At 41.9% G+C, this 23,242-nt stretch carries 15 protein-coding genes; all 15 read left to right on the top strand.

The genetic code is table 11. The features are described 5' to 3' along the window. The first annotated feature begins 72 nt into the window (after positions 1-72). The 15 genes from ABE504_RS14345 to ABE504_RS14275 all read left to right on the top strand — a co-directional run bounded on the left by ABE504_RS14345 (position 73) and on the right by ABE504_RS14275 (position 23,201). On the top strand, positions 73-1,659 hold the full coding sequence (locus ABE504_RS14345) for a response regulator transcription factor (protein ID WP_430089530.1): 1,587 nt from the start codon (positions 73-75) through the stop codon (positions 1,657-1,659). A 4-nt stretch (positions 1,660-1,663) separates the two neighbouring features. Continuing rightward, on the top strand, positions 1,664-3,484 hold the full coding sequence (locus ABE504_RS14340) for a sensor histidine kinase (RefSeq protein WP_430089528.1): 1,821 nt from the start codon (positions 1,664-1,666) through the stop codon (positions 3,482-3,484). 105 nt (positions 3,485-3,589) lie between these two features. Next, positions 3,590-5,014 (top strand): ABC transporter substrate-binding protein, encoded by a 1,425-nt coding sequence (locus tag ABE504_RS14335; protein ID WP_430089526.1) that lies wholly within the window; start codon positions 3,590-3,592, stop codon positions 5,012-5,014. Between the two features lie 86 nt (positions 5,015-5,100). Continuing rightward, positions 5,101-6,030: a carbohydrate ABC transporter permease gene (locus ABE504_RS14330; RefSeq protein WP_430089523.1), complete on the top strand. Its 930-nt coding sequence runs from the start codon at positions 5,101-5,103 to the stop codon at positions 6,028-6,030. Next, positions 6,027-6,860 (top strand): carbohydrate ABC transporter permease, encoded by an 834-nt coding sequence (locus ABE504_RS14325; protein WP_430089520.1) that lies wholly within the window; start codon positions 6,027-6,029, stop codon positions 6,858-6,860. The genes ABE504_RS14330 and ABE504_RS14325 overlap by 4 nt, the downstream gene beginning before the upstream one ends. A 35-nt stretch (positions 6,861-6,895) precedes the next feature. Continuing rightward, positions 6,896-8,854: a glycoside hydrolase family 127 protein gene (locus ABE504_RS14320; RefSeq protein WP_430089517.1), complete on the top strand. Its 1,959-nt coding sequence runs from the start codon at positions 6,896-6,898 to the stop codon at positions 8,852-8,854. 171 nt (positions 8,855-9,025) lie between these two features. Then, positions 9,026-10,864 carry a sensor histidine kinase gene (locus ABE504_RS14315; protein ID WP_430089515.1) on the top strand — a complete coding sequence of 613 codons (1,839 nt, stop codon included), beginning with the start codon at positions 9,026-9,028 and terminating at the stop codon, positions 10,862-10,864. Between the two features lie 31 nt (positions 10,865-10,895). Further along, positions 10,896-12,296 (top strand): ABC transporter substrate-binding protein, encoded by a 1,401-nt coding sequence (locus tag ABE504_RS14310; RefSeq protein WP_430089513.1) that lies wholly within the window; start codon positions 10,896-10,898, stop codon positions 12,294-12,296. A gap of 252 nt (positions 12,297-12,548) precedes the next feature. Next, positions 12,549-14,378: a sensor histidine kinase gene (locus ABE504_RS14305; RefSeq protein WP_430089511.1), complete on the top strand. Its 1,830-nt coding sequence runs from the start codon at positions 12,549-12,551 to the stop codon at positions 14,376-14,378. 36 nt (positions 14,379-14,414) lie between these two features. Next, positions 14,415-16,013: a response regulator transcription factor gene (locus tag ABE504_RS14300; protein ID WP_430089508.1), complete on the top strand. Its 1,599-nt coding sequence runs from the start codon at positions 14,415-14,417 to the stop codon at positions 16,011-16,013. A 217-nt stretch (positions 16,014-16,230) separates the two neighbouring features. Then, entirely contained in the window at positions 16,231-17,664 is a 1,434-nt protein-coding gene (locus tag ABE504_RS14295) for an ABC transporter substrate-binding protein (protein WP_430089505.1), read from the top strand. A gap of 201 nt (positions 17,665-17,865) precedes the next feature. Then, on the top strand, positions 17,866-18,684 hold the full coding sequence (locus tag ABE504_RS14290; RefSeq protein WP_430089503.1) for a carbohydrate ABC transporter permease: 819 nt from the start codon (positions 17,866-17,868) through the stop codon (positions 18,682-18,684). Next, complete coding sequence (locus tag ABE504_RS14285; protein ID WP_430089500.1) at positions 18,685-19,518, top strand: carbohydrate ABC transporter permease; 834 nt, start codon at positions 18,685-18,687, stop codon at positions 19,516-19,518. It abuts the gene before it with no gap. A gap of 59 nt (positions 19,519-19,577) precedes the next feature. Then, a complete protein-coding gene (locus ABE504_RS14280) occupies positions 19,578-21,998 on the top strand; it encodes a hypothetical protein (RefSeq protein ID WP_430089498.1) in 2,421 nt (806 codons plus the stop codon). Positions 21,999-22,091: 93 nt separating this feature from the next. Continuing rightward, positions 22,092-23,201 (top strand): DUF4432 family protein, encoded by a 1,110-nt coding sequence (locus ABE504_RS14275; RefSeq protein ID WP_430089496.1) that lies wholly within the window; start codon positions 22,092-22,094, stop codon positions 23,199-23,201. The last annotated feature ends 41 nt before the right edge of the window (positions 23,202-23,242 follow it).

The raw sequence follows: 23,242 nt of genomic DNA, 5'->3' as shown, positions 1-23,242 counted from the left end.
ACTATTTTTAATTCTTATCTTTTTTATATGATTTTGTTATCGTTGACAAAAATCCGGAAGTGAGGTTAAACAATGTGCCAAGTCCTTCTCGTTGATGATGAGCCGCGGCAATTGCGAGCAATGTCAGTCATTATTAAATCGCTAAGACCACAATATGAGATTCATACCGCGGAGGATGGCCAGGAAGCCTTAGCAGTTATTGCTCAGAGTCACATTGATATTGTTATGACAGATATTCGTATGCCTGTGATGGATGGAATGGAACTCATCAACACACTTTCAATAAACAACTTTAAAGGGAAAATTGTACTTATTACAGGATATGGCGATTTCAACTATGCGCAGCAAGCGATTCGAGTAGGTGTAACGGATTACTTGGTCAAGCCATTGGGGAAGCCTGAGCTTGAGCAGTTATTACTAAAGCTGGAGAATGTTCTGGATTATGAACGTCAAGAGAATCGGAAATTAGAGGATATTGAACGGAAGTTAGTTTTTTCTATAAGCTCTTATCGTCAGCAATTACTCTTTGATTGGTTACAGGGAAATGCTGATGGAGCCGAAGTAAGAACACAATTTACCCCAGGATCTGTTATGAATCACGGCATGTTAATCCTTATGCAGGTTAGCAAAGAGATACTTCCACTTTCAAAGGACAAATCAACCCTCTTCATTAATTGGATTCTGCAAGATGCTTTAGAGGGGATATCGCTAATGAGCGGACTGACGACTGATGCGGAAGGTAGATTTATTCTACTCCTCGCACAATCCAAATCAGATACGATGTACTTCAAGACGATTATCTCAAAGCTGGAAGAAAAGTTAAGCGATTTCCAAGTTGAACACGGGATGAAGTGGACAGCGGGATGTGTGCAGGTGTATGAAGGCAATTGGGCTTTAGGGAATCAGATCTATGATCATGCAAGAAAAGCAGTAGATAGTAGTTTTGTTGTTGGAGAGGGCAAGGTAATTGTTTATAATGACCTGTCCGATATACCGCGTATTATCGATGTGTTTGAAAACGAAACGAATCTGTCTAATGCAATACAACGAAGCAATGTTGAACAGATGAACACACATATTAATAATCTGCTTGAGAAAGTGAAGGGTCTTTCTTATCCAGACTCAGTAAGCATAAAAAAAGATTGTTTGCGTTTAATGACCAATCGGCTCAAGGAAGCACATCATATTGCTTCTAAAGAAGAATTATCGAAGCTCACTGAAGATTTTGAAAGAAAAATCCTTTTATGTGCGGATTACAGGGAGCTTAGGCACTGCTTAAAAAAACTGACTATACAAATTGCAGAAATATTTCAACGTACTCAATTAGGAAAGAATAGTGTGATTATTAAGAAATGCCAAGGTTATATTCAGGAACATTGCCATGAAGATATTCCTTTGGAAACACTTGCGCAAATGTATAATTTTAACCCTTCTTACTTTAGTACACTCTTTAAGACGTACACGGGACTAAGTGTAACTGATTATATTATCAATATTCGAATGGAACGAGCTCAGCATCTATTAAAGCATTCTTCTGATAAAATTTCAGATATTGCGAAAAAGCTCGGCTATAAAGACGTAGGCTATTTTATTCGTGTATTTAAGCGAGAAAAAGGGATATCACCGAAAAAATTCCGTAGTTTGTCAGGAAAGGATTAGTCGAATGAAAGGGTTTTTTCGTAATTGGGGACTTAGAACTCAGTTGGTTGTAACGTTTATTATTCTAATCACGATACCTTTGATTATTTTTGGATTTCGTTATTACACTGTGAGCAGCAATATCGTTTCGGAGATTGTTGAGAAGAATATGTATGATGTGGTGAAAAAGAACACGTTAATTATGGATAGCAAATTGTCTCAAGCCAAAGATAATATGATTTCATTTCTGGTCGATCCCGATCTGTATACTGCCTTTACGACGATACAACCAACAGATGACTATCAGATTTCCTTATTAGACAAGAAAATTTCGCTTTCAATGGACAAGTATTTTTCTAATCTGCAGGATATCTATTCTGTGCAGTTGTCAACGAGTTATGCCACTTTCCGTACTTCGATTTCACCAATTGCGACTAGTTTCAAAAATTTTATACCTGTGGGCGGGATCAAGAGAACATCGATGTATACCGAGGCTGTTAAACAACAAGGGAAACTGGTTTGGATTCCAACGTATAACTTCTCTGATATGTTTAATGTGCCTTATTTGGCGAATACGGATATTGATTTTAGATATATGTTCTCAGCTGTTGAAATAGTTAATGGGGCTTATGTGGATGAAATCAATTATGAGGCCTTTGCCCCTGATATCGAGAGGCCTGTGCTCATCGTAAATTATAAAGAGGACTTTTTTCGTAATGTGTTTCAGAGCAGCCTTCCTGTGAATGGCAGCTTTTTTTTCATTGTGACTCAGGGAGGTCAATATGTTTCTCATCTAGATTCCGAGAAGATTGGAACAAACGATCATTACGATTGGCTGCAATCGATTATCACCCAAGGCAGCGGTGTTGCCAAAGTCCACATTAATGGTAAAGATACGCTTATCTCCTACGATACCTCGAAAACAACAGGATGGGTATCTATTCTCCTCATTCCACAAGATCAATTGTTAAGCGCTATGTTGGGTACGATGAAATCTTACCTATTCTATTCCTTCATTCTCTTAGTCATTATTTTTATTTTCACTTCTTATTTTGTAACGGGGCGTATTACGAAGCCTTTATTAAATTTATTAAAAGCATTAAGACAAACGGGCGAAGGGAATTTCGAAATATCCATGAATGAGAAAGGCAGTAAAGAACTTATCATATTGAGCAAGCAATTTGAAACTATGAACCAAAAAATTCATAGGTTAATTGAAGAGAATTATAAGAGCAAAATAAAGGAAAAGGAAGCGGAAATTACAGCTTTAAATCTACAATTAGACCCACATTTTATGTACAACACACTAAATATCATAAATTTGATCTCCATCGAAAATGGACAGGATGAAATCAGTGAAATGATTGTCAGTCTATCCAATATGCTGAAATATACCGTGAAAATGACTGCAGAGCGAGTCCCTTTTACAAGCGACTGGGAATATTTGCAGAGCTATATTCTCATTATGAGTAAGCGATTTGAAGGCAGGTTCCGCGTAGAGACTAAAATTGAGCCGGAATTATTTGTTTTCGGTGTGCCGAAGTTTTTTTTACAGCCGTTTGTTGAGAATGCTTTTGTCCATGCCTTTGAATCTCGTAAATCAGGGGGCATTCTGACCATAACAGGCCGAATTCAAGATGGTTGTCGCATTTTTGAGGTCATGGATAACGGGAGCGGCATTGAGGAGGAAATGTTAGAAAGGATTAAACGCGGTGAAGAAGGGGCTGTAGGCGTACAAAACGTGAATAATCGCATTAAAATCATGTACGGTGAGAACTATGGAGTTACATTTGAATCCATCCATGGACAATGGACGAAAGTTACAATCCGAATCCCAGAGGATTAAATCACAAAAACCGTCCTATTTACTAATCATAATGTCATTTTTGGAAGTTTGCTTTTTACTACAATAAAATTGTACCAAATATCATATTCGTAGGGGGTCTTAAAAGTGAAAAAAAGAACGCAGAAAACAATTGGACTCATATCTGCCTCGATTCTACTGAGTTCGTTAGTAAGCGCTTGCGGAGATGGAGATAGCAAATCGAGTGAAGTGACTGCCAGTACGCAAGCGAAAAGTACAGCAGCAACAACAGCAACAAAGAAGGATCCCGTTAAATTGAAGTTTTCGTACTGGGGAAGCCCGAATGAGAAGAAAGCGATTGAAGCAGCTACTAAGAGTTTCACAGACAAATATCCATGGATTACGGTTGAAACAATTCAAATTCCAAATGATGACTACAATCCCAAGATGCAAGCGTTGTCAGCGGCCAACGATTTGCCGGATACGGGCTATATGACAGGTGATCTTGGTGATACCTGGGCTCAACAAGGTCGATTTGTCAATTTGTTTGATATGTTAAAGAAAGATCCGGAAGTGAAGAAAGAAGATTTCCTGGATTCAATCTGGTTCAAACAAAGCGATGACAATGCATGGGGAATTAGCACAGCTGGTGAAACTTTCGGATTATTCTATCGAAAAGATTTGCTGCAGACTGCAGGTGTAAGTGCACCTCCATCCAAAGCGGAAAATGCCTGGACATGGGAGCAATTCGTTGATGCAGCTAAGAAATTAACGATTGATAAGAACGGTAAGAATGCAAATGACCCGGCATTTGATTCAAAGCAAATTAAACAATATGGTGTGATGTTTGAAGCATGGGACGGACCGATTAACAACTTTATCTTTAGCAATGGCGGAGATTGGCTATCACCTGACGGCAAGGATTTTACACTGAATGATCCTAAAGCGACAGAAGCAATTCAAAAGCTTGCTGATCTGATTAATGTTTATCATGTAGCGCCATCACCGCTTGCTGCGAAATCTCTTCCTGCCATGAATGTTGCTCTTCAATCTGGCATTGCAGCTATGGCTGTAGGTGGACAATGGATGAACCTGGATCTAGGTAATGCCAAGGTCAACTATGATATCGGGGTTCTGCCAAAATTGAAGAAAAGTGTAGCTGTAGCCATTTCTGGCGCTACAGTTCTCTTCAAAGACTCAAAACACCCTGAAGAAGCATGGATGCTCTTCAAGTGGATGTCTAATCCAGAAGGCGCGCTTGATCTTTACTCCAGTGGACTTTGGATGCCAACAATGAAGAAATGGTATACAGATTCAACGCTTATTGCGAAATGGGTTGATGCAAACCCAGCGGCACATCCACCCGGCTTTAAAGATGCGATGTTGATGCAGTTTTTGAATAATTCCATCCCGACAACTTCTTACTACCTAAAGAATTATTCCAAGATTAACGCTACAGTGTCCTCGAGCCTTGATAGCGTGTGGTTGGGAGAGAAAAAAGCTCAAGAAGTACTGGATGAAGTAGCTGCAAAGATTAAGCCTGAAATACAAGGACGATACGACGCGAAGTAATATTTGATAATGACGGATTGGGGCAGGAAGTTGGAACCTAGTGTTCGGCTTCTTGCCCGAACTGTAATGAAAGGTGTTGTGAAACAATGTCCTCCACCAAGCGATTAAAAAGGTTGAGAACGGGGTTACTTTTCACTTCCCCCGTATTGCTGGGTTATGCAATTTTTATTCTCATCCCCTTGATCTTTACGATTGTGCTCAGCTTCTCGGATTATACAATTGGCGGAAAGTTTGAATGGATTGGTCTAACAAATTTTATAGATATGTTTTCAGGAAAAGATATGTTTTTCTTTCCATCAGTCAAGGCTACCTTCTATTATGTTTTTCTCAGTGTTCCACTTATTATCGTGTTTTCCTTTTTTGTAGCGATTTTATTGAACCAGAACATTAAAGCGAAGGGCTTCTTCCGCGGGGTGTTTTATCTCCCTGTTGTGATCCCGCTCGCATCCGCCGGAATTATCTGGATGTGGCTGCTTCAGCCGGACTTCGGAGTCGTTAATTATTTGCTTGACGCTGTCGGACTGCCGACCTCTAGATGGTTAACGTCAGAAAATACAGTTATTCCTACCTTCATTCTTTTTGCTTTATGGAATAGTGGCAGCACGATTGTTATTTTCCTGGCAGGCCTGCAATCGATTCCCGCCCACCTCTATGAAGCGGTCGAAATTGATGGCGGTAATGCATGGCGTAAACTCATCCACATAACAATTCCAATGAGCTCACCAATCATTTTTTTCAACGGTGTGATGGGCTTTATTAACGGGTTTCAAACGTTTGTTCAACCGGCTGTTATGACAAGCGGCGGAACTGCAACAAACGGAGCAATGGGTGGACCCAATAATGCAAGTCTCCTTTATGTGTTATACCTTTACCAAAACGCCTTTAAATTCTCCAAAATGGGTGCGGCAAGTGCAAATGCCGTGATCTTATTTGTTGTAACAATAGTATTCACATTGCTCATCTTCAAGTTTTCAAAATCTTTCGTACATTATGAGGGAGATGGCAAACGATCATGAAAAAACACAAAATACTAATTAATGTACTTGTATATACAATGTTGATTTGTGGAACCATTATCATCTTATTTCCCTTCTATTGGATGCTCCGAACAGCTGTTGTGGGAAGCGAAAGTATTTTTGAAGTAAAGCCTTCGATCATACCGAATACCGTTCATTGGCATAACTTTATTGATGCTATGGAGGCACAACCTTTTGGCAGATTTTTTATGAATAGCGGGATTGTAACGTTAGCGAATATTGTTGGGGTGCTGCTGACAAGCTCGCTATGTGCTTACGGTTTTTCACGTATTGATTGGCCGGGAAGAGACAAAGTTTTCGGTATTATGCTTACCGCATTGATGTTACCATTTGCGGTTACGATTATTCCACAGTTCATCGGATGGCGCATCTTACATCTTACAGACACATTGTTCCCATTGATGATTCCGGCCTTTTTTGGCGGCGGACTGTTTAATATTTTCTTATTGCGTCAATTTTTCATGGGAATTCCTAAGGACTTGGACGAATCGGCTTTTATCGATGGAGCCAATCATTTTAAAGTGTACAGCAAAATTATTTTGCCGCTTAGCTCTCAATCTCTGATTGTCGTCGGATTATTTACCTTTTTAAATAGCTGGAATGATTATCTCGGACCTATGCTATATCTCTCCTCCCAGAAGCATTATACACTCATGTTAGGTTTGACATTGTTCCAAGGCTCTTATTCTTCACAATGGAATTTAATGATGGCAGCTGTTGCGATTGTCGTTCTCCCATCGTTAATCATCTTCTTAATTGCTCAGCGTTATTTTATTCAAGGGATCGCAATGACAGGAATTAAAGGATAATTATGCAGGAGTTATAGAGATAATGTAAGGAGCGGATGGGATTGAAGAAAGAACTAATTTTCTCGTCTAATAATGAGGTCAAGGTTTCTATTCAGGATCACTTTTGGTCAAGCTATATTGACTTAGTTCGAAATGTCGTAATACCTTATCAATGGCAAGCATTGAATGATGAGATTGAAGGTGCGGAACCGAGCCATGCGATTAAAAACTTTCAAATTGCTGCAGGTTTAGAGGAAGGCGAGCATTATGGAATGGTATTCCAAGATAGTGATGTAGCCAAATGGATGGAAGCGGTTGGCTATTTACTTGCTAAGGAGTCTGATTACGAGTTGGAGGCGCTTGCTGATTGTGTCATTGATGTTATTGCAGCAGCACAGCAACCTGATGGTTATTTAAATACGTATTACACCGTTAAAGAACCGGATAAACGTTGGAGCAACTTGTGTGAATGCCACGAATTATATTGTGCTGGACATATGATCGAGGCAGCCGTTGCGTATTTCCTAGGAACAGGAAAACGCAAATTATTGGATGTTGTTATCCGACTTGCGGATTATATCGATACAGTATTTGGTCCAGAACCACATCAAATTCAAGGCTATGATGGACATCAAGAAATTGAATTAGCTTTAGTTAAGCTCTACCGAGTAACAGGAAACGAGAGATATTTGAAATTGAGTACATATTTCCTGGAGCAGCGCGGCCAAGGAGATTTCTATTTAGATGAGTATGAGAAGCGAGGGAGATCGACGTTCTGGCCAGCTATTAACGTCATTCATGACAAAAAGTACAGTCAGACTCACGTACCCATCCGCGAGCAGCATTCGGCAGAAGGGCATGCTGTAAGAGCAGTCTATATGGCTACAGGCATTGCTGATGTGGCAATCGAATCGAAAGATCAAAGTCTAGTTGAAACTTGCCAAAGATTATGGAATAACATAGTAAATAAACGCATGTACATCACAGGTGGGATAGGTTCTATGGCCTATGGAGAATCATTTTCGCTCGATTATGACCTTCCGAATGATACCGTTTATGCGGAGACATGCGCATCTATAGGTCTAATCTTCTTTGCGCAACGAATGCTGCAAATTGCTCCGAAAAGTGAATATGCCGATGTGTTAGAGCGAGCATTGTACAATACTGTAATTGCAGGCATGTCCAAGGATGGAAAGCATTTCTTCTACGTCAATCCACTCGAGGTTTGGCCGGAAGCCTGTGGGATTAACCACAATTATGAACATGTGAAGCCAGAAAGACAAGGTTGGTTTGGCTGTGCCTGCTGTCCTCCAAACATTGCACGTCTGCTGGCCTCCTTGGACCAATATATGTATACGATTCAAGATAATCGTCTGTATACACATTTGTATATTGGTGGAGATGCCGAGCTAATTGTTGGAGGACAATCAGTTACCCTCCATCAAAGTTCGAACTTGCCATGGGAGGGAAGGGTTCATTTTACCGTAAGAACTACAAATTCTGTTACGTTTACTCTTGCTTTGCGTGTTCCGGACTGGAGTCAAGGCGCTGAATTAAAAATTAATGGGCAACCGGTAGATTGGAAAGAAGCCATTGACAATGGATATGCTTGTATCCATCGAGAATGGTTGCCGAATGATGAGGTGGAGTGGGTTCTTTGTATGCCGGTCTTACGCATGAAAGGCCACCCGCTATTGCGTGAGTCAATTGGTAAAGTTGCTATACAACGTGGGCCTCTCGTTTATTGCTTGGAAGAAGCAGACAATGGTAAACAGCTGCATCAACTTCGTCTGCAAGCTTCTACAGAAGCAATTGTGACGATGAACCCAGAGCTTTTAGGTGGTATTGGCACTTTACAGATCCCGGGCCTCCGAGATTGTAACGAGCAGTGGGGAGATGCATTGTACAAGCCAAATGAAGAATTCATGCAAGAGCCGATTATGGCTACATTTATCCCATATTTTGCATGGGCAAATCGCGGACTGGGGGAAATGTCCGTTTGGGTAAGAGATTAGCTTTTATCATTTGCATGGAGTCACCTGATGAACCTGGGTGGCTCTTTGTTATGCATAGTGAAGTAATTAGAAGGAATACTGAATAGTTAATCGGCATATCCCATGATATAATTTTATTAACATAAAATGTATCGAGGGCAATCATCTAAATCTGGCAGGGAAGGACATTATATGTACATCGAGGGGTTGCTCGCGATTAATCGGAGAATCGGACTAAGAACCCAGCTAGTCTTTGCGTTTATTATTTTAATATCTTTGCCGCTTTTTATTTTTGGATTTCACTATTATGACGTAAGTCGAAATCTTGTATTCGATATTGCTGAGAAAAATATGTACGATGTTGTTAGGAAAAACAATCAAATTATTGACACCAAACTCTCTCAAGCGAAAGATAATATGGTTTCGTTCTTAATTGATAAGGATTTACATAATGGCCTCTCTTCAGTCATTCCGAATAACGATTATCAAATTTCTTTATTAGATAAGATACTATCCGTGGCTATGGACAAATATTTCTTGAATTTAAAAGATATCTATTCTGCACAGATTGCGACTAGTTATGCAACCTTTCGTACGTCAATTCACCCAAGTGGTGAGTATAGTAGTAAAAACTTCATTCCAGAAGGTGCAATTATTCAAACGAGTATGTACCGCGAAGCTTTAGCACAAGAAGGGAAGCTAGTATGGATTCCAACATACAATTTCTCTGAAATGTATAATGCTTCTTACATGCAAGATGTAAGCGTTGATTATCGCTATATGTTTTCAGCAGTAGAAATGATTAAAGGCACTTATATTGATGAAACTACGTACGAAGATTTTCCACCTGAAAGCGAGAAGCCTGTTCTCATTGTTAATTACAAAGAGGATTTTTTTCGTCAAGTTTTTCAGAATAGCCTTCCTGTGAAGGGGAGTTATTTTTTCGTTGTCACGAAAGACGGCCAGTATATTTCTCATCAAAACCAAGAGAAAATCGGTAAAAATGACCACTACGAGTGGATACAATCGATCATCGATAAGGGTAGCGGAACAGCAAGGGTAGCCATTGACGGACAAGATTCTATCATTTGTTTTGATACTTCCGAGATTACCGGATGGGTATCTCTCGTTGTTATTCCCTCTCATCAACTTAATCGTGATATATTAAGGACAATTAAGCTTTACTCGGTCTACTCAATCCTCCTTTTAATATTGTTTTTTGTTTTTATATCCTATTTTGTATCTGGACGCATTACAAAACCATTGAAGAATTTGTTGAAAGCATTTAAGCAAACTGGTGAAGGGAATTTTGAAATTTCCATAAACGAAACAGGTAGTAGAGAACTAACTGTGCTTAGTGAGCGATTTAAAGATATGAATGAAAAAATTCAGAGGCTGATCGAAGAAAACTACGAGAGCAAGATCAAGGAAAAAGAAGCAGAGATTAAGGCGTTAAACTTGCAGTTGGATCCACATTTTATGTATAACACCCTCAATGTCATTAATCTAATCTCTGTAGAAAATGGTCAGGACGAGATCAGCGAGATGATTATTAGCTTATCTAATATGCTCAAATATACCGTGAGAACAACGACAGAACAGGTTCCATTTAAAAATGACTGGGAGTATCTCCAAAGTTACATTTTGATTATGAGCAAACGATTCGAAGGAAGATTTCTTGTCGAAACTGAGATTGATCCTGAAATTAATACATATAAAGCTCCTAAATTCTTCCTTCAGCCTTTTGTTGAGAATGCGTTTGTTCATGGATTTGAAAAGCGTAAAGCGGGTGGGGTACTTCTAATAAAAGGTTGCGTTCACAATGGCTGCTTACAATTTGAGGTTGAGGATAATGGTCAAGGCATGTCAGATGAGCAGTTAGCTCGAATTCAAAAATGTGATGAGACATCTGTCGGAATTCAAAATGTGAATAAACGAATTAAGATTATGTACGGCGAGTCATATGGCGTTACGTTTGAATCAGTACTTGGTCAAGGAACGAAGGTATTAATTAGAATTCCAGGGAAATGACAACTAATCATAGGGAGGGGGCACCATGCACATGAACAGAAGAGCACGCAAAATATCATATTTGGTTGTATTGATTTTATTTTCTCTAATGGTAAGCGCTTGCAGTGACCCTATAATAACAGAGAATGATAATCAACTTAATACTAAGTCTCCTGAGAACGTTAATAAAGTCAACTTGAAATTTACGTATTGGGGCTCTCCAGATGAGAAGAAGGCAATTGAGGAAGCTGCAGCGAGATTTACAAAGAGATACCCATGGATTTCAGTCGAGACTATCCAACTGCCAGGCTCTGAATATAACACCAAGTTAATTACGATGGCAGCAGCCAACGATTTACCGGATACGGGGTATATGAATGGGGACCTAGGAGATGCTTGGGCCAAACAAAATCGGTTTATTAATCTATTTGATATGTTTAACCAAGATGCGGATATCAAGAGAGATGATTATCTGGATAACATTTGGTATCAACAAAGTCCAGATTATGCCTGGGGAGTCAGCACTGCAGGTGAAAGCTTTGGATTGTTTTACCGCAAAGACTTACTTGCCAGCGCAGGCGTTGAAACACCTCCGACAAAAGCTGAGAACGCATGGACATGGGAACAATTCGTAGAGAACGCCAAAAAGCTGACGATTGACAAAAATGGTCATAATGCTGCTCATCCTGACTTCGACCCTAAGCAAATTAAACAGTATGGTGTGACATTCGAGACTTGGAATGAGCCGATTAATAATTTTATTTTTAGCAATGGCGGTGATTGGCTCACTGAGGATGGCAAAGAGTTTGCTCTGAATGATCCCAAAGCAACCGATGCAATTCAGAAGTTGGCTGATCTAATCAATGTGCATCATGTAGCTCCATCCCCATTAACTGCGAAATCACTTCCTGCCATGAATGTTGCCTTGCAATCAGGTATAACTGCAATGGCTATTGGCGGGCAGTGGATGAACTTGGATCTTGGTAATGCGAAGGTCAATTATGATATAGGTGTATTACCTAAATTGAAAAAAAGCTTAACAGTCGGGGTGTCTGGTGCGACGGTAATATTCAAAGAATCCAAGCACCCAGAAGAAGCGTGGCTGCTCTTCAAATGGATGTCGAATCCGGAAAATGCCATTGAACTTTATTCCAGTGGTTTGTGGATGCCTACAATGAAGAAGTGGTATACGGATCCAGATCTCATAGCAAGATGGGTAGATGCCAATCCGGCTGCTCACCCTCCAGGTTTTAAGGAGGCTATGATGCTTCAATTTCTTCACAATTCCGTACCGGGATCTATGTACTACCTTAAAAATCTAGCGAAGATAAATTCGATTGTATTTTCGGGGTTGGACATAGTATGGATGGGGCAAATGAACGCTCAGGATGCAATGAATGGAATTTCAAGGGAAATAAAACCATTTATCCAAGGTCGATATGATAGGAAGTAAGATATGGCTGGTTTTTAAGTGGAGAAATATGATTAATTTATAAAAAGAATGGTAGTTAAGGCAGTGGAGTCTTGCTGTTAATATTATTTATCTAAAAATAGTCCACTAATATTGAATATTTACAATTCATAATTGGCAGCGTTTTCAATAAGATGATTACACTATGATTATTCTCAAGCTAAGTATAAAAACCAACCACTTTCAATGAACAGGCAACAGGAATCTAATCAGAAAGCTGGTGAAATAAGTTTTATGATGTCCTTAAATAGATGGTTTGCTCGATTGAGATTTAGGACAAAACTAATTATTTATTACGTTCTGCTCATAACGCTTCCGATTATCTCAATCAGTTATGCCTACTACAAAACCAGCTCAGGCATCATTTTAAAGAATGCAAGTGACAGCTTGCAGGAGGTAGTAATAAAAAACAATCAGTACACAGACATCGTATTTAATCGAATCAAGGATCAGTCGTTATCCTTACTCACGGATTCAGATCTGTTCCATTTATTTGAGAAGCCCCTACCAACGGATTTACTTGAGATTTTTCAAATGGATCGCAAAGTGTCAGACATTTTAAATAAATACTTCGCCTCTGAGACCTATATCGACAGTGTACAGTTGGTAACTAGTAACTATAGTTTTGGAGGAATGGCTTCACTAACGAGTAGGTCAACGTTAGTGACAGTTAGACCAAACAAACTAAAGTCATCTGCCCTGTACCGAGAGGCAACAATAGCTGATGGCAAAATGATATGGTTTCCGACATATGATTTTGCTAAGCAGTTCGACCAGAAAGAACTGGAGAACATGGATCCGAGGTATCGATTTGTCTTTTCCGCCGCGCAGATTCTTAAAAGTTCAATTGTAGTGAATGGAGTTGTGAACAAGTGGGAGTCAGGTACGGAATATCCTATGCTTCTTATTAACTTCAACGAAAGCTTTTTCGATACTTTGAAGGGCAATGAAAATACAATGGATGGCTCTCACATGTATGTCGTATCCCAGAACGGGGATATAGTGGCATCACCAGAACAGTCCAATCCAACAAATACGATGATAGCATCCTGGCTTAAAGATGCTGTTAAAGGTAAAGTTGGAAGCGCGATTTATGAGGAAGATGGAGAAAAGTTACTTATATGCTATGACACATCTGCGGTAACAGGATGGTTAAATTTGCTTGTGGTGCCATACGATCAACTGCTTAGTAATCTGCCTCAGTTCCACAAGTATAGTATCTACATTGTGGGGATTTTGCTCATGATTTCAATCACAGTTGCTTATATGATAGCGGGACGTTTGACTAATCCTATTAAAAAACTATTGGTTGCAATCCATTTAACAGGAAACGGTGACTTCTCGACCAAGATCCCGGAGCAAAGTGATTTGGAATTCGCTATCCTCATCAAAAAGTTTAACCAAATGAATGATAGAATCAGCGACCTAATCGATGAAAACTATAAGTCAAAGCTCAGAGAGAAAGAGGCCGAAATAATGGCCCTCAATCTGCAACTGAATCCACACTTCTTATACAATACGCTTAATATTATCAATTGGATGGCATTGGATAAAGATGAGGAAGAGATTAGCAAAATGCTTGTGAGTCTGTCGACAATGCTGCAATATACAGTAAAAAACAAGCAAGAGATTGTCCTATTTACTGATGATTTAATTTGGCTTAAGAGTTATATACATATTATGGAGCAGCGCTACTGCGGTTTGTTTGAAACAGAGTATGAACTTAATCTCATTCCAATATCCACGAAGGTGCCAAAAATGTTCCTACAGCCAATCGTTGAGAATGCTATTATTCATGGCTTGTCCTCCAAGTCTCAAGGAGGAATGCTACGGATATCTGGACGAGAGCTTGATGGCATGCTCGAGTTCGCTGTGACTGATAACGGGAAGGGCATACACCCAGATACCATTGCATCTCTGACAAAACCAGACGCTACTGGGGTAGGGATTACAAATGTACAAAATAGGATTAAATTGTTGTACGGAGAGATGTATGGTATTGACGTTAGTTCGAAATTGGGTGAATGGACGCAGGTTAAGATCCGAATTCCAAAGCAATATTAATAGAATTTTTTAGAACGTGGATTGGAGGAGGAAACTTTGTATAATGTATTGCTAGTCGACGATGAACCAAGTCATCTCTTAGGGCTCTCTAAACTCTTAGGGCGAATCAGACCCCATTACATAATTCATACCGCTAAGAATGGAATTGAAGCATTGAATGCTTGTAAGTCGTGCGATTACCAGATAATCATTTCAGACATACAAATGCCAGTTATGGACGGATTAAAATTTGCAGAGCAGCTGTACGATCGTAACAAGCCGTTGAAAATTGTTTTCTTAACTGCCCATAGTGATTTCGAATATGCGCAAAAAGCAATCGTATTGGGTTCATTTGAATATGTGCTTAAGCCTGTAGATAAACAGCAATTTACGGCTGTTCTTGAACGGGCAGAAAAGAGTTTGCAGCAAGAAATGCTACAAATGCAGGAGCATGCAATGTTAGAAGGGAGGTTAAAATCAACCGTTCACTTTTACCGCAACCATCTTATAAACGACTGGCTGATGGGGGGAGAGATGACTCAAGAGACTAGCTCGGAACTGAAGGTTCTTGGGCTTGGTGGAGGCGGTATATTATTAATTGCAGAACTGCAGGTGAAATCTGAAGAAGTTGATCGTAAAAGGGGAAAAAGCAAGTTAGAGATTAAGAACTTGCTGTATCAAACGCTAGGCAAGCGAGGTGCTTGCTATCTAATTGAGCCGGATATCACTCCAAATCAGGTAATAGCAATTTCTGAGACAATTCCGAATGAACAACTAATTTCTGAGTTAACTGATCTTATAGAAGTTTTGTCCTCTTCCGGCCAATTGCTTTTTATCGGACTTTCCCGTTGGTCTGATAAATTGGCTGAATCTGGTGCGAAGTTATATCATGAAGCGCTTCTCTCTATTGAATCAGGGTTTTATGCGAGTGATCGCCGACCGATATTGGCTGATAGATCGTGCATTGATCCGAAGCTCATTCTAATTCACTCATCCAAGGACGATGCTTCGTTTTCAGATGCAGTGTTCGGAACAGGTGTACATAAAGCGGATTTAGCTGTCTCCAGTTTATTCGACCGTTTGCTTCGATCTGAGCGTTATCCAAGGCCGCAGGAATTGGTGAGATACGTCCAAGAATTATTGTGTAAATTGATTCAATCTGCTGAATTTCTTCACATGGAGGTTCGTGAGGCACTTATCCTAAAAGTAAGGACATCATTAAGTCTTCAATCTAATCTAGGCGATTTGCAATCGGAAACCTCTAAGAGGGTGGATGAGTTAGCTGAAGCTGTGGTTTCGGCGAGGAGAGAACATAAGGAGACGCAGATTTATCGGTGTATGGCCTACATTGAAGAGCATTATATGGAGGATCTCTCGCTTGAATCGGTAGCTGCAGTCTTTGAATTTAACGCTGCATATTTCAGTCAGTACTTCAAAAATAAGCTTAATATTAATTTTATTCAATATTTAACTCAACTTCGGTTATCAAAGGCGAAGGAGTTCCTAGAAAATACCGATGAGAAGGTCTATCAAATCGCAACTCGTCTTGGGTATAATGACGTGAAATATTTTAACCGAGTATTCAAAAAAGAGCTTGGCATAACACCAGAGGAATATCGTTCGATTTCCCGTAATTTGAAACGAGGCGAGTCTTGAGTAAAGCGAACAAAACTAAACGAGCTCATCATTCGATGGGCTTGTTTAGTTTAAATGTATTCTCAAAAACAATCTACTAAAACAGTATCTTTGCATTCTGAAAAAAGTCCACCTTAATGGAATATTTATAATACTATCTTGTTAGCGGTTTCATTATAATCAAATCAACATAGACGAAGCATCTATGGCACTTATAAATAACAGGGAGGAAATAAAATTGGCTAAGAAAAAAAGACTACTGCAAACAATGGGTTCACTGATGCTCGGTGCGTCGCTTGTCATCGCGGGGTGCTCCAGCAATAATTCCAACAGTGGGGATTCCGGTGCGTCAACAGCTCCGAAATCGGGCGGCGAAGCAACACAAACTGCAGCTGCCGGGAATAAAGAGCCCGTCACCCTGAAGTATACATTCTGGGGAAGCCCTCAAGAGAAAAAGGCGATTGAAGACGCTACCAAGAAATTCACAGAGAAATATCCTTGGATTAAGGTGAATGCCGTTCACATTCCGGAAAGCGATTACGATGCCAAAATCACAGCAATGGTTGCGGCCAACGAAGCCCCGGATGGCGGTTATGTGCACGGTGAGCTCGGAGAAGCATGGCAAAAAGAAGGCAAGTTCATCAACTTTAACGACATGTTTGCAACAGACAAGGATATGAAGAAGGAAGATTTCCTTGATTACATTTGGTTTAACGGCGATGATCCGAAGTACACTTGGGGGATCAGCTCGGCAGGCGAAACCTTTGGATTATTCTACAATAAGGATCTCTTCGCACAAGCAGGCGTAGAGACGCCTCCCGCAAAGGCTGACGCTGCGTGGACATGGGATAAGTTCGTAGAGGTTGCGAAGAAACTGACAATCGATAAAAATGGCAAGAACGCATCGGAACCAGGCTTTGATCCAAATAATATTAAACAATTCGGCGTTTCGTTTGAAAATTGGTACGGCCCAATTATGACTCACGTGATGAATAACGGAGGAGACCTGATCTCTAAAGATGGATCGAAGTTTGCACTCGATCAGCCCGAAGCTGTCGAGGCAATCCAAAAGTTAGCTGATTTAATTAATGTTTACCATGTGGCGCCAAATCCGGTGCAGGCAAAATCAATTCCATCCCAGGCTGTTGCCCTGCAATCCAAGCTGGTAGCGATGAGTATGCACGGTCAATGGATCAACCTCGACCTCGGTGCAGCTAATGTTAACTACGGGATCGGCGTACTGCCAAAAATGAAAAACAGTATGGCTATGGGCATTAGCGGTGTAAGCGCTATGTTTAAGTCGACAAAGCATCCGGAAGAAACATGGTTGTTGACGAAGTTTTTGGCTGACCCGGCCGGCGCTCTTGATCTGTACAAAGGCGGTCTATGGATGCCGACTTTGAAAAAATGGTACACAGACCCGGCGCTTGTAGCTCAATGGGCAGAGAATAATCCAGCGCATCCGGAAGGCTTCAAGGACGCGTTCATGAACAACCTGCTGAACAACAACACAGCATCTCCAGTGTATTATGTGAAGAATTTCGGCAAGGTAAGCGCTTTGGCGTTCTCCGCGCTTGATCCAGTGTGGCTGGGCAAGATGACAGCGGAACAAGCTTTGAAGGAAGTTGCTCCTAAAGTTCAAGCGGAAATTCAAGGCCGTTACGGCAAATAATAAAAGACAGCAAGCCTGTGAGAGTGCACGACCTCTAGTCGTGTGCTCTCCGGGGAGGAGGATAAGGGTATGGAGATTGCGGCTAAAACGGCAATTCGCGGAGAAGCGGAACCGTCTAAGGGCATTAAGAAACGAAAGAATACTGAGCTTAAATACGGGCTGCTGTTTGCTTCGCCTGTCCTCATTGGCTATCTCATTTTCGTGTTGGGACCTTTAGCTTTTACAATCGGACTTAGCTTTACCGAATACAGCATGGTCGGAACTCCGAAGTTTGTAGGCTTAGATAACTATGTACGTTTGTTTACGGGCAAAGAACCGTTGTTCTTCGACTCCGTCATCAGCACACTCTACTACGTATTTGTTAGTGTACCGCTGGGTATCGCATTTTCCTTTGTAATCGCGATACTGCTGAACAGCAAAATTAAAGGGAAAGCGTTTTTCAGGGGTGTGTTTTATCTACCCGTTATTATCCCGCTTGCCGCTTCTTCTGTTATTTGGCTTTGGATGCTTCAGCCCGATTTCGGGGTTGTCAACTATATTTTGAGTCTGTTTCATCTGCCTAAATTTAATTGGCTGTCCTCGGATACGACGGTCATTCCAACTCTTATAATTTTCAGTCTGTGGATGACGGGGAACACGATGGTTATTTTCCTTGCAGGTCTTCAGAACATTCCGAGTCATTTGTATGAGGCACTCGATGTCGATGGAGGCAATGCTTTCCACAAAATTTGGTATATCACACTGCCAATGAGTTCGTCCATTATCTTCTTCAACACGGTTATTGGATTCGTCAACGCTTTCCAAACGTTCGTGCAGCCCGCTGTTATGACGCAGGGCGGACCGAACAACGCGAGTTACTTTATCGTGTATTATCTCTTTAAAGAAGGATTCCAATTCACCAAGTTCGGTACGGCCAGTGCCGTTGCATTCCTGTTGTTTCTAGTAATCCTCCTGTGTACGGCGATTCTATTCAGATTTTCAAACTCGATGGTTTACTACGAAGGGCAGGAGAGAAAGTAAATGAATAAGCGCTCATTAGTCGGCCCATTGAGCCTGTACATTGTGTTGATCATTGGTGCAGCAATCTTCGTTTTCCCCTTTTATTGGATGCTTCGAACGGCTTTTGTAGGGATGGACGGGTTGTTTCAAATCCCACCGGATTTTGTGCCGAATTCATTCAAATTGGATAATTTTAAAGATGCGCTTACAAGCAACCCTTTTGGAAGGTATTTCTTAAACAGTACGATTGTGACCGTGCTTTCAATTGCGGGTGTTGTTTTTTCAAGCTCAGTATGCGCCTACAGCTTCTCACGTATTTCATGGGCGGGCAGGGACAAAGTGTTTGGCTTCATCCTGACAGGCTTGATGCTCCCTTTCTTTGTTGTCATGATTCCGCATTTTTTGGGTTGGAAATATCTACATTTAACGGATACGCTCGTTCCCTTAATCGCTCCTGCATGGTTTGGGGGAGGGGTATTCAATATCTTTTTGCTGCGGCAGTTTTTTCTGACCATTCCAAAGGAAATGGACGAAGCGGCTAAAATTGACGGCGCGGGTCATTTTCGCACTTACTGGAATATTATCATGCCCATTAGCAAGCAATCCTTAATTGTTGTCGGGATGCTGACTTTCCTGGCAAGTTGGAACGATTATTTGGCACCTATGGTATTTATCTCTTCAGAGAAAAATTACACGCTTATGCTTGGCCTGACCTTATTTCAAGGCTCTTATTCGGCGCAATGGCATCTTATGATGGCTGCTACCTCGATTATCGTATTGCCATCCTTAGTCGTGTTTCTCATAGGACAACGCTTCTTTGTTGAAGGAATCGCTACGAGTGGTGTGAAGGGGTAATCGAGCTTCTCATCGCCTCATACGACTGAAGCCAAAATAATCGGGAAGGAGTGATTCGAGTGGAATCTATTAGAAATTCCGCCTTTTATCTTCAGTTTTCCGATAGAGGCTATGTGGATAAACTGCTCATCAATCAAGATAAAGAAAAAATGAATTGGGTCATCGACCAGACTTATTTGCAACAAGTCGGTTATTCGGATGAAGACAAATTGTTTGGGCAATTTGGCATAATGGTCAATCAAGCGGAATATGACAGCAGCCGCTCAGAGCAGCCGATCATCCAGAGAATCCGTCCTAACCTGCTAAAGATATTCTATTCCTTCGAGTTGGTAGACGTTCATATGACGTATGACGGCGAGAACGATGACGAATCCCTGCGCTGGACAATCAGTCTCTTCAACCGAACGAAGAAAGAAATGTCCATTGAAGGCTTTACCATATGGGCATCCCTGGCGTATGTCATGTTTCGAGATGCCGACCTGAAGCGGAATATCGAGCATTCCTGCGCGGTATTCCCATCAATCTCTAAGAACTTCACCAAACTTGGATGTGTCCGCCGCAGCAATAGCGGCCCGCATCTGGGTGTTTATGCGGTGAGTGGCGAAACCAAATCGGTAGGCACCTACTGCCGTTTTGAAAACAATTTCTTCAAGAACGTATCTCCTTCACTTGACGGGATGCTCTATCATCAGCTAGTTCTCGCAGGGACGGGATCAACGGATCCAAGCGCGAATGTATCTGATTGGATTTACATGCGAGATGAGGGAGCGCTGCGGCTTGATCCAAATGGTTCAGCTGAGTGGTCGTTCGTACTTAAACCGTATACGGATAAGCAGCAATTTTACGAGCATGCCTATAAGCTTGGGCATCCAGTCGTGGATTACGATCCAGTAACTGTTTGCGGCGGTTTATTTAAATCACACATTAAGCTGCCGAATCTTGTAAAACCGACTGCCGTATGGATAGAGTCCTTCGAAGCCAACGGCATACGCCGTCATGATCTGACCGAGCTGCTGGAAGCGACGGAGCAAGGCTACCAGTTGGAGCTCAGAATGGAACGTCCTGGGGAAAGGAAACTCGTCATTTCCTTGGAGAGCGGTCTTACCGATTGGGTGGTGTTCAATGTTATTGAGCCAGTCAAGGAGATTATCGAAGCTCGTGTCGACTATGTTTGCAACAGCTTGTATCAAGATGAGAATACGGAGACGCCGCACGCATTTCTGCCAGTTTCAAACCAAGGGGAATCCCTGGGCAAGCTGGTTCTGGTGCTGATGAAAAATGAAATGGGACGCTTCGAGCAGGAGCAGGTTCGGAAGGTCGAAAACAGTGCAGTTCAATACATTAAGCCTAAATGGTTTGTAAACGGGGACTTCTATTCCCCTGCCAAGCTGTACGGCAGCTTCTATCGGATCATAGACCTGGATTACATTGGTCATATCTACTATTTGCTTTCCAAGTTTTCCGCAGATCAACTGACGCATGGTCAGCCGCTTGAATACTTGCAATGGGCGGCAGAGATTATGATTGTAAGGCTAGACGAAGCATTACACGAGGATGTGCGCGAAAAAGAAGAAACGAAGATGCTTGGCGTATACATTTTGTTCATTAAACAGTTGTTGCAGGATCTCGAACGGAATCACCTGACGAAGGAGTACAACACGTTATCTCGGTTGTGGACAGCATCCGGGGAACGAATCCGCAAGGAAACCGTCGGTTATAAGGGGGCTGTCACCGAGCATTTCTATGATAACGCGGGGTTCGGACCGACCTGCGAGGCATTGTGTTTATTGGGCCATAACGAGGAGGCAAGCCGCTACGGAGAGCTTCTATTGGCCAATATCGGGTATAGCAACGACTTCCGAGCGCAGAATCCCGACCGCTGGTGGGAGTCGCTCTCTTATATGATCCATTCGTTGTGGGGCGGGATGGTTGCTGCCTCAACGTTGGTTGCATACGAGCAATTGCGGGCAAATGAATACTTGCTAGCCTCGTATCGTTCGACGATGCCAGTATTCTACTGTTACGACTGGCATGCAACGGCCACCACTAAAAAGCTGGAAAAGGGGCAAGCAGCTTCCACCTATAGTGTTGCGGGACCTAATCTGAATAGGCCGGATTTATCCAGAAACCGCTTCGGACAATCGGCATTTGCCAAAGACGGCGGGCTTTTCGAGCAGCTGTTCAGCCAATCATCCGGTGACGATTGGGACATGGGAGAAGAATTAGCGGCTTATCTGGCCGGCTTTGGAACAAAGTGTTTCCTTTATTATCGGGATGGGGAAGTGTGCTGTGTGAATGGAGAAATTATCGACCGCGATGATGGTTCTTGCGAAGTTACCAGCTACGCGGCATACCCTAGGCAGTTTCATTTTTTCGAAGAACAGGTCTCGTTCTTCGCTGAACAAGGGCAAGAGGTCCGCACGGTAATCTGGAGTAGAGGAACCTTTAGCCTTCCGTCGCAGACCGCTTCACTGGCATAAGCGTCATATTATGAAAGCGCAAAGAAAACAGCAACGTTTTCACACGTATGCTGTTTTCTTTGTTATTCAGGAATCAAGTGAGGAACTTTTTTTATGGAAAATACAGTGACAATTCATGTTTCGGATTTACGTGAACAGGAAATACGGCATCTCCCACAGGGGGGAAGCGTGAAAAAATGGAGCATTTCGGATGCTGTACATGCGGAGTTGCCCGTCATTCAAATACATAACGGCTATCTTGCTTTTACCGTACTTCCTGCAAGAGGCATGGAAATTGGCGAAATACGGAATGAGGAAGAGCTTATGAGTTGGGAACGCAGCTCGACCTTTTTACAACATCCAGAGCATGTAAGCTTGCAGGAACGCCAAGGAACGGGATGGCTGAACGGCTTTTATTCCGCAGTAGCTACGATTGGGCCGGAATTGTTTGGAACGCCAGGCGAAGGCTTAACTTTGCACGGCACAAGCTCATATTCACCTGCGCGATCGGATACCATACGTATCACATATGGGACAGAAGGCATCTGGATTGAAGGCGAGGTCGTATGTGCAGGTTATGGAGATAAGCCTTTGTTTGTAAAGCAAATCCGCATATTTACAGCATGGCATACTTCGTTGCTCTTGCGAGAGGAGTTCACGGAGAACATATCATCTGAAGTGCAAACGCTGGATGACGGCTATCATATTCAATTGTCAGGATCTTATCTGTATGGAGGGGGTCGTTACGTACTCCCTGCAAAGAGAGAGAGTCTGCTTATTCGGGATGGAGCTCCACGGGAGGACGATCCGCTGCGGATTCCTTCCAGAGATGAGGGGCCTCAGCCGATTCGGTGCTATCAATACGTGCCGGAGCCCGTTTGTGGTTTGGTGCATATTGATGAACTTGGGGCTTATATAGGGAAATTGCAGAGCCGAGAACTTACGGCAGAAATGATGGTGGATCATGGGAACCATGCCGCCGGATTTATTATCAGACCGCTAAGCAGCTATCCTCGGTCGCTAATAGCGAAGGAAATTGGCGAAAGCTTTATGTTTTCTTTCGAGCCTTGCCGGACGAGGCCAAATCGTATGTCACAGAAGCATATAGACGGAGAAGCATTCATACTTCTGCCAGGGGCAGGTGCTTTTACACAGTGCATCATCGGTGTAACCAAGAAGGTGAGTACAATTGAGGCTTTAGAAAAGTGTATCGTGCAACGATAGATGAATACTTCAATACGGGGAAAGGGGGGATGAAACTTAAC

The organism is Paenibacillus oryzisoli (assembly GCF_050467285.1).
Lineage (GTDB): Bacteria > Bacillota > Bacilli > Paenibacillales > NBRC-103111 > Paenibacillus_E > Paenibacillus_E oryzisoli_A.
This window is presented reverse-complemented; position numbering and strand designations above follow the sequence as displayed.

Excerpts from the sequence above, each read along its gene's own strand:
- ABE504_RS14345 (WP_430089530.1), top strand. The coding sequence starts at position 73 with ATGTGCCAAGTCCTTCTCGTTGATGATGAGCCGCGGCAATTGCGAGCA.
- ABE504_RS14340 (WP_430089528.1), top strand. The coding sequence starts at position 1,664 with ATGAAAGGGTTTTTTCGTAATTGGGGACTTAGAACTCAGTTGGTTGTA.
- ABE504_RS14330 (WP_430089523.1), top strand. The coding sequence starts at position 5,101 with ATGTCCTCCACCAAGCGATTAAAAAGGTTGAGAACGGGGTTACTTTTC.
- ABE504_RS14325 (WP_430089520.1), top strand. The coding sequence starts at position 6,027 with ATGAAAAAACACAAAATACTAATTAATGTACTTGTATATACAATGTTG.
- ABE504_RS14320 (WP_430089517.1), top strand. The coding sequence starts at position 6,896 with ATGGGATTGAAGAAAGAACTAATTTTCTCGTCTAATAATGAGGTCAAG.
- ABE504_RS14315 (WP_430089515.1), top strand. The coding sequence starts at position 9,026 with ATGTACATCGAGGGGTTGCTCGCGATTAATCGGAGAATCGGACTAAGA.
- ABE504_RS14310 (WP_430089513.1), top strand. The coding sequence starts at position 10,896 with ATGAACAGAAGAGCACGCAAAATATCATATTTGGTTGTATTGATTTTA.
- ABE504_RS14305 (WP_430089511.1), top strand. The coding sequence starts at position 12,549 with ATGATGTCCTTAAATAGATGGTTTGCTCGATTGAGATTTAGGACAAAA.
- ABE504_RS14285 (WP_430089500.1), top strand. The coding sequence starts at position 18,685 with ATGAATAAGCGCTCATTAGTCGGCCCATTGAGCCTGTACATTGTGTTG.
- ABE504_RS14275 (WP_430089496.1), top strand. The coding sequence starts at position 22,092 with ATGGAAAATACAGTGACAATTCATGTTTCGGATTTACGTGAACAGGAA.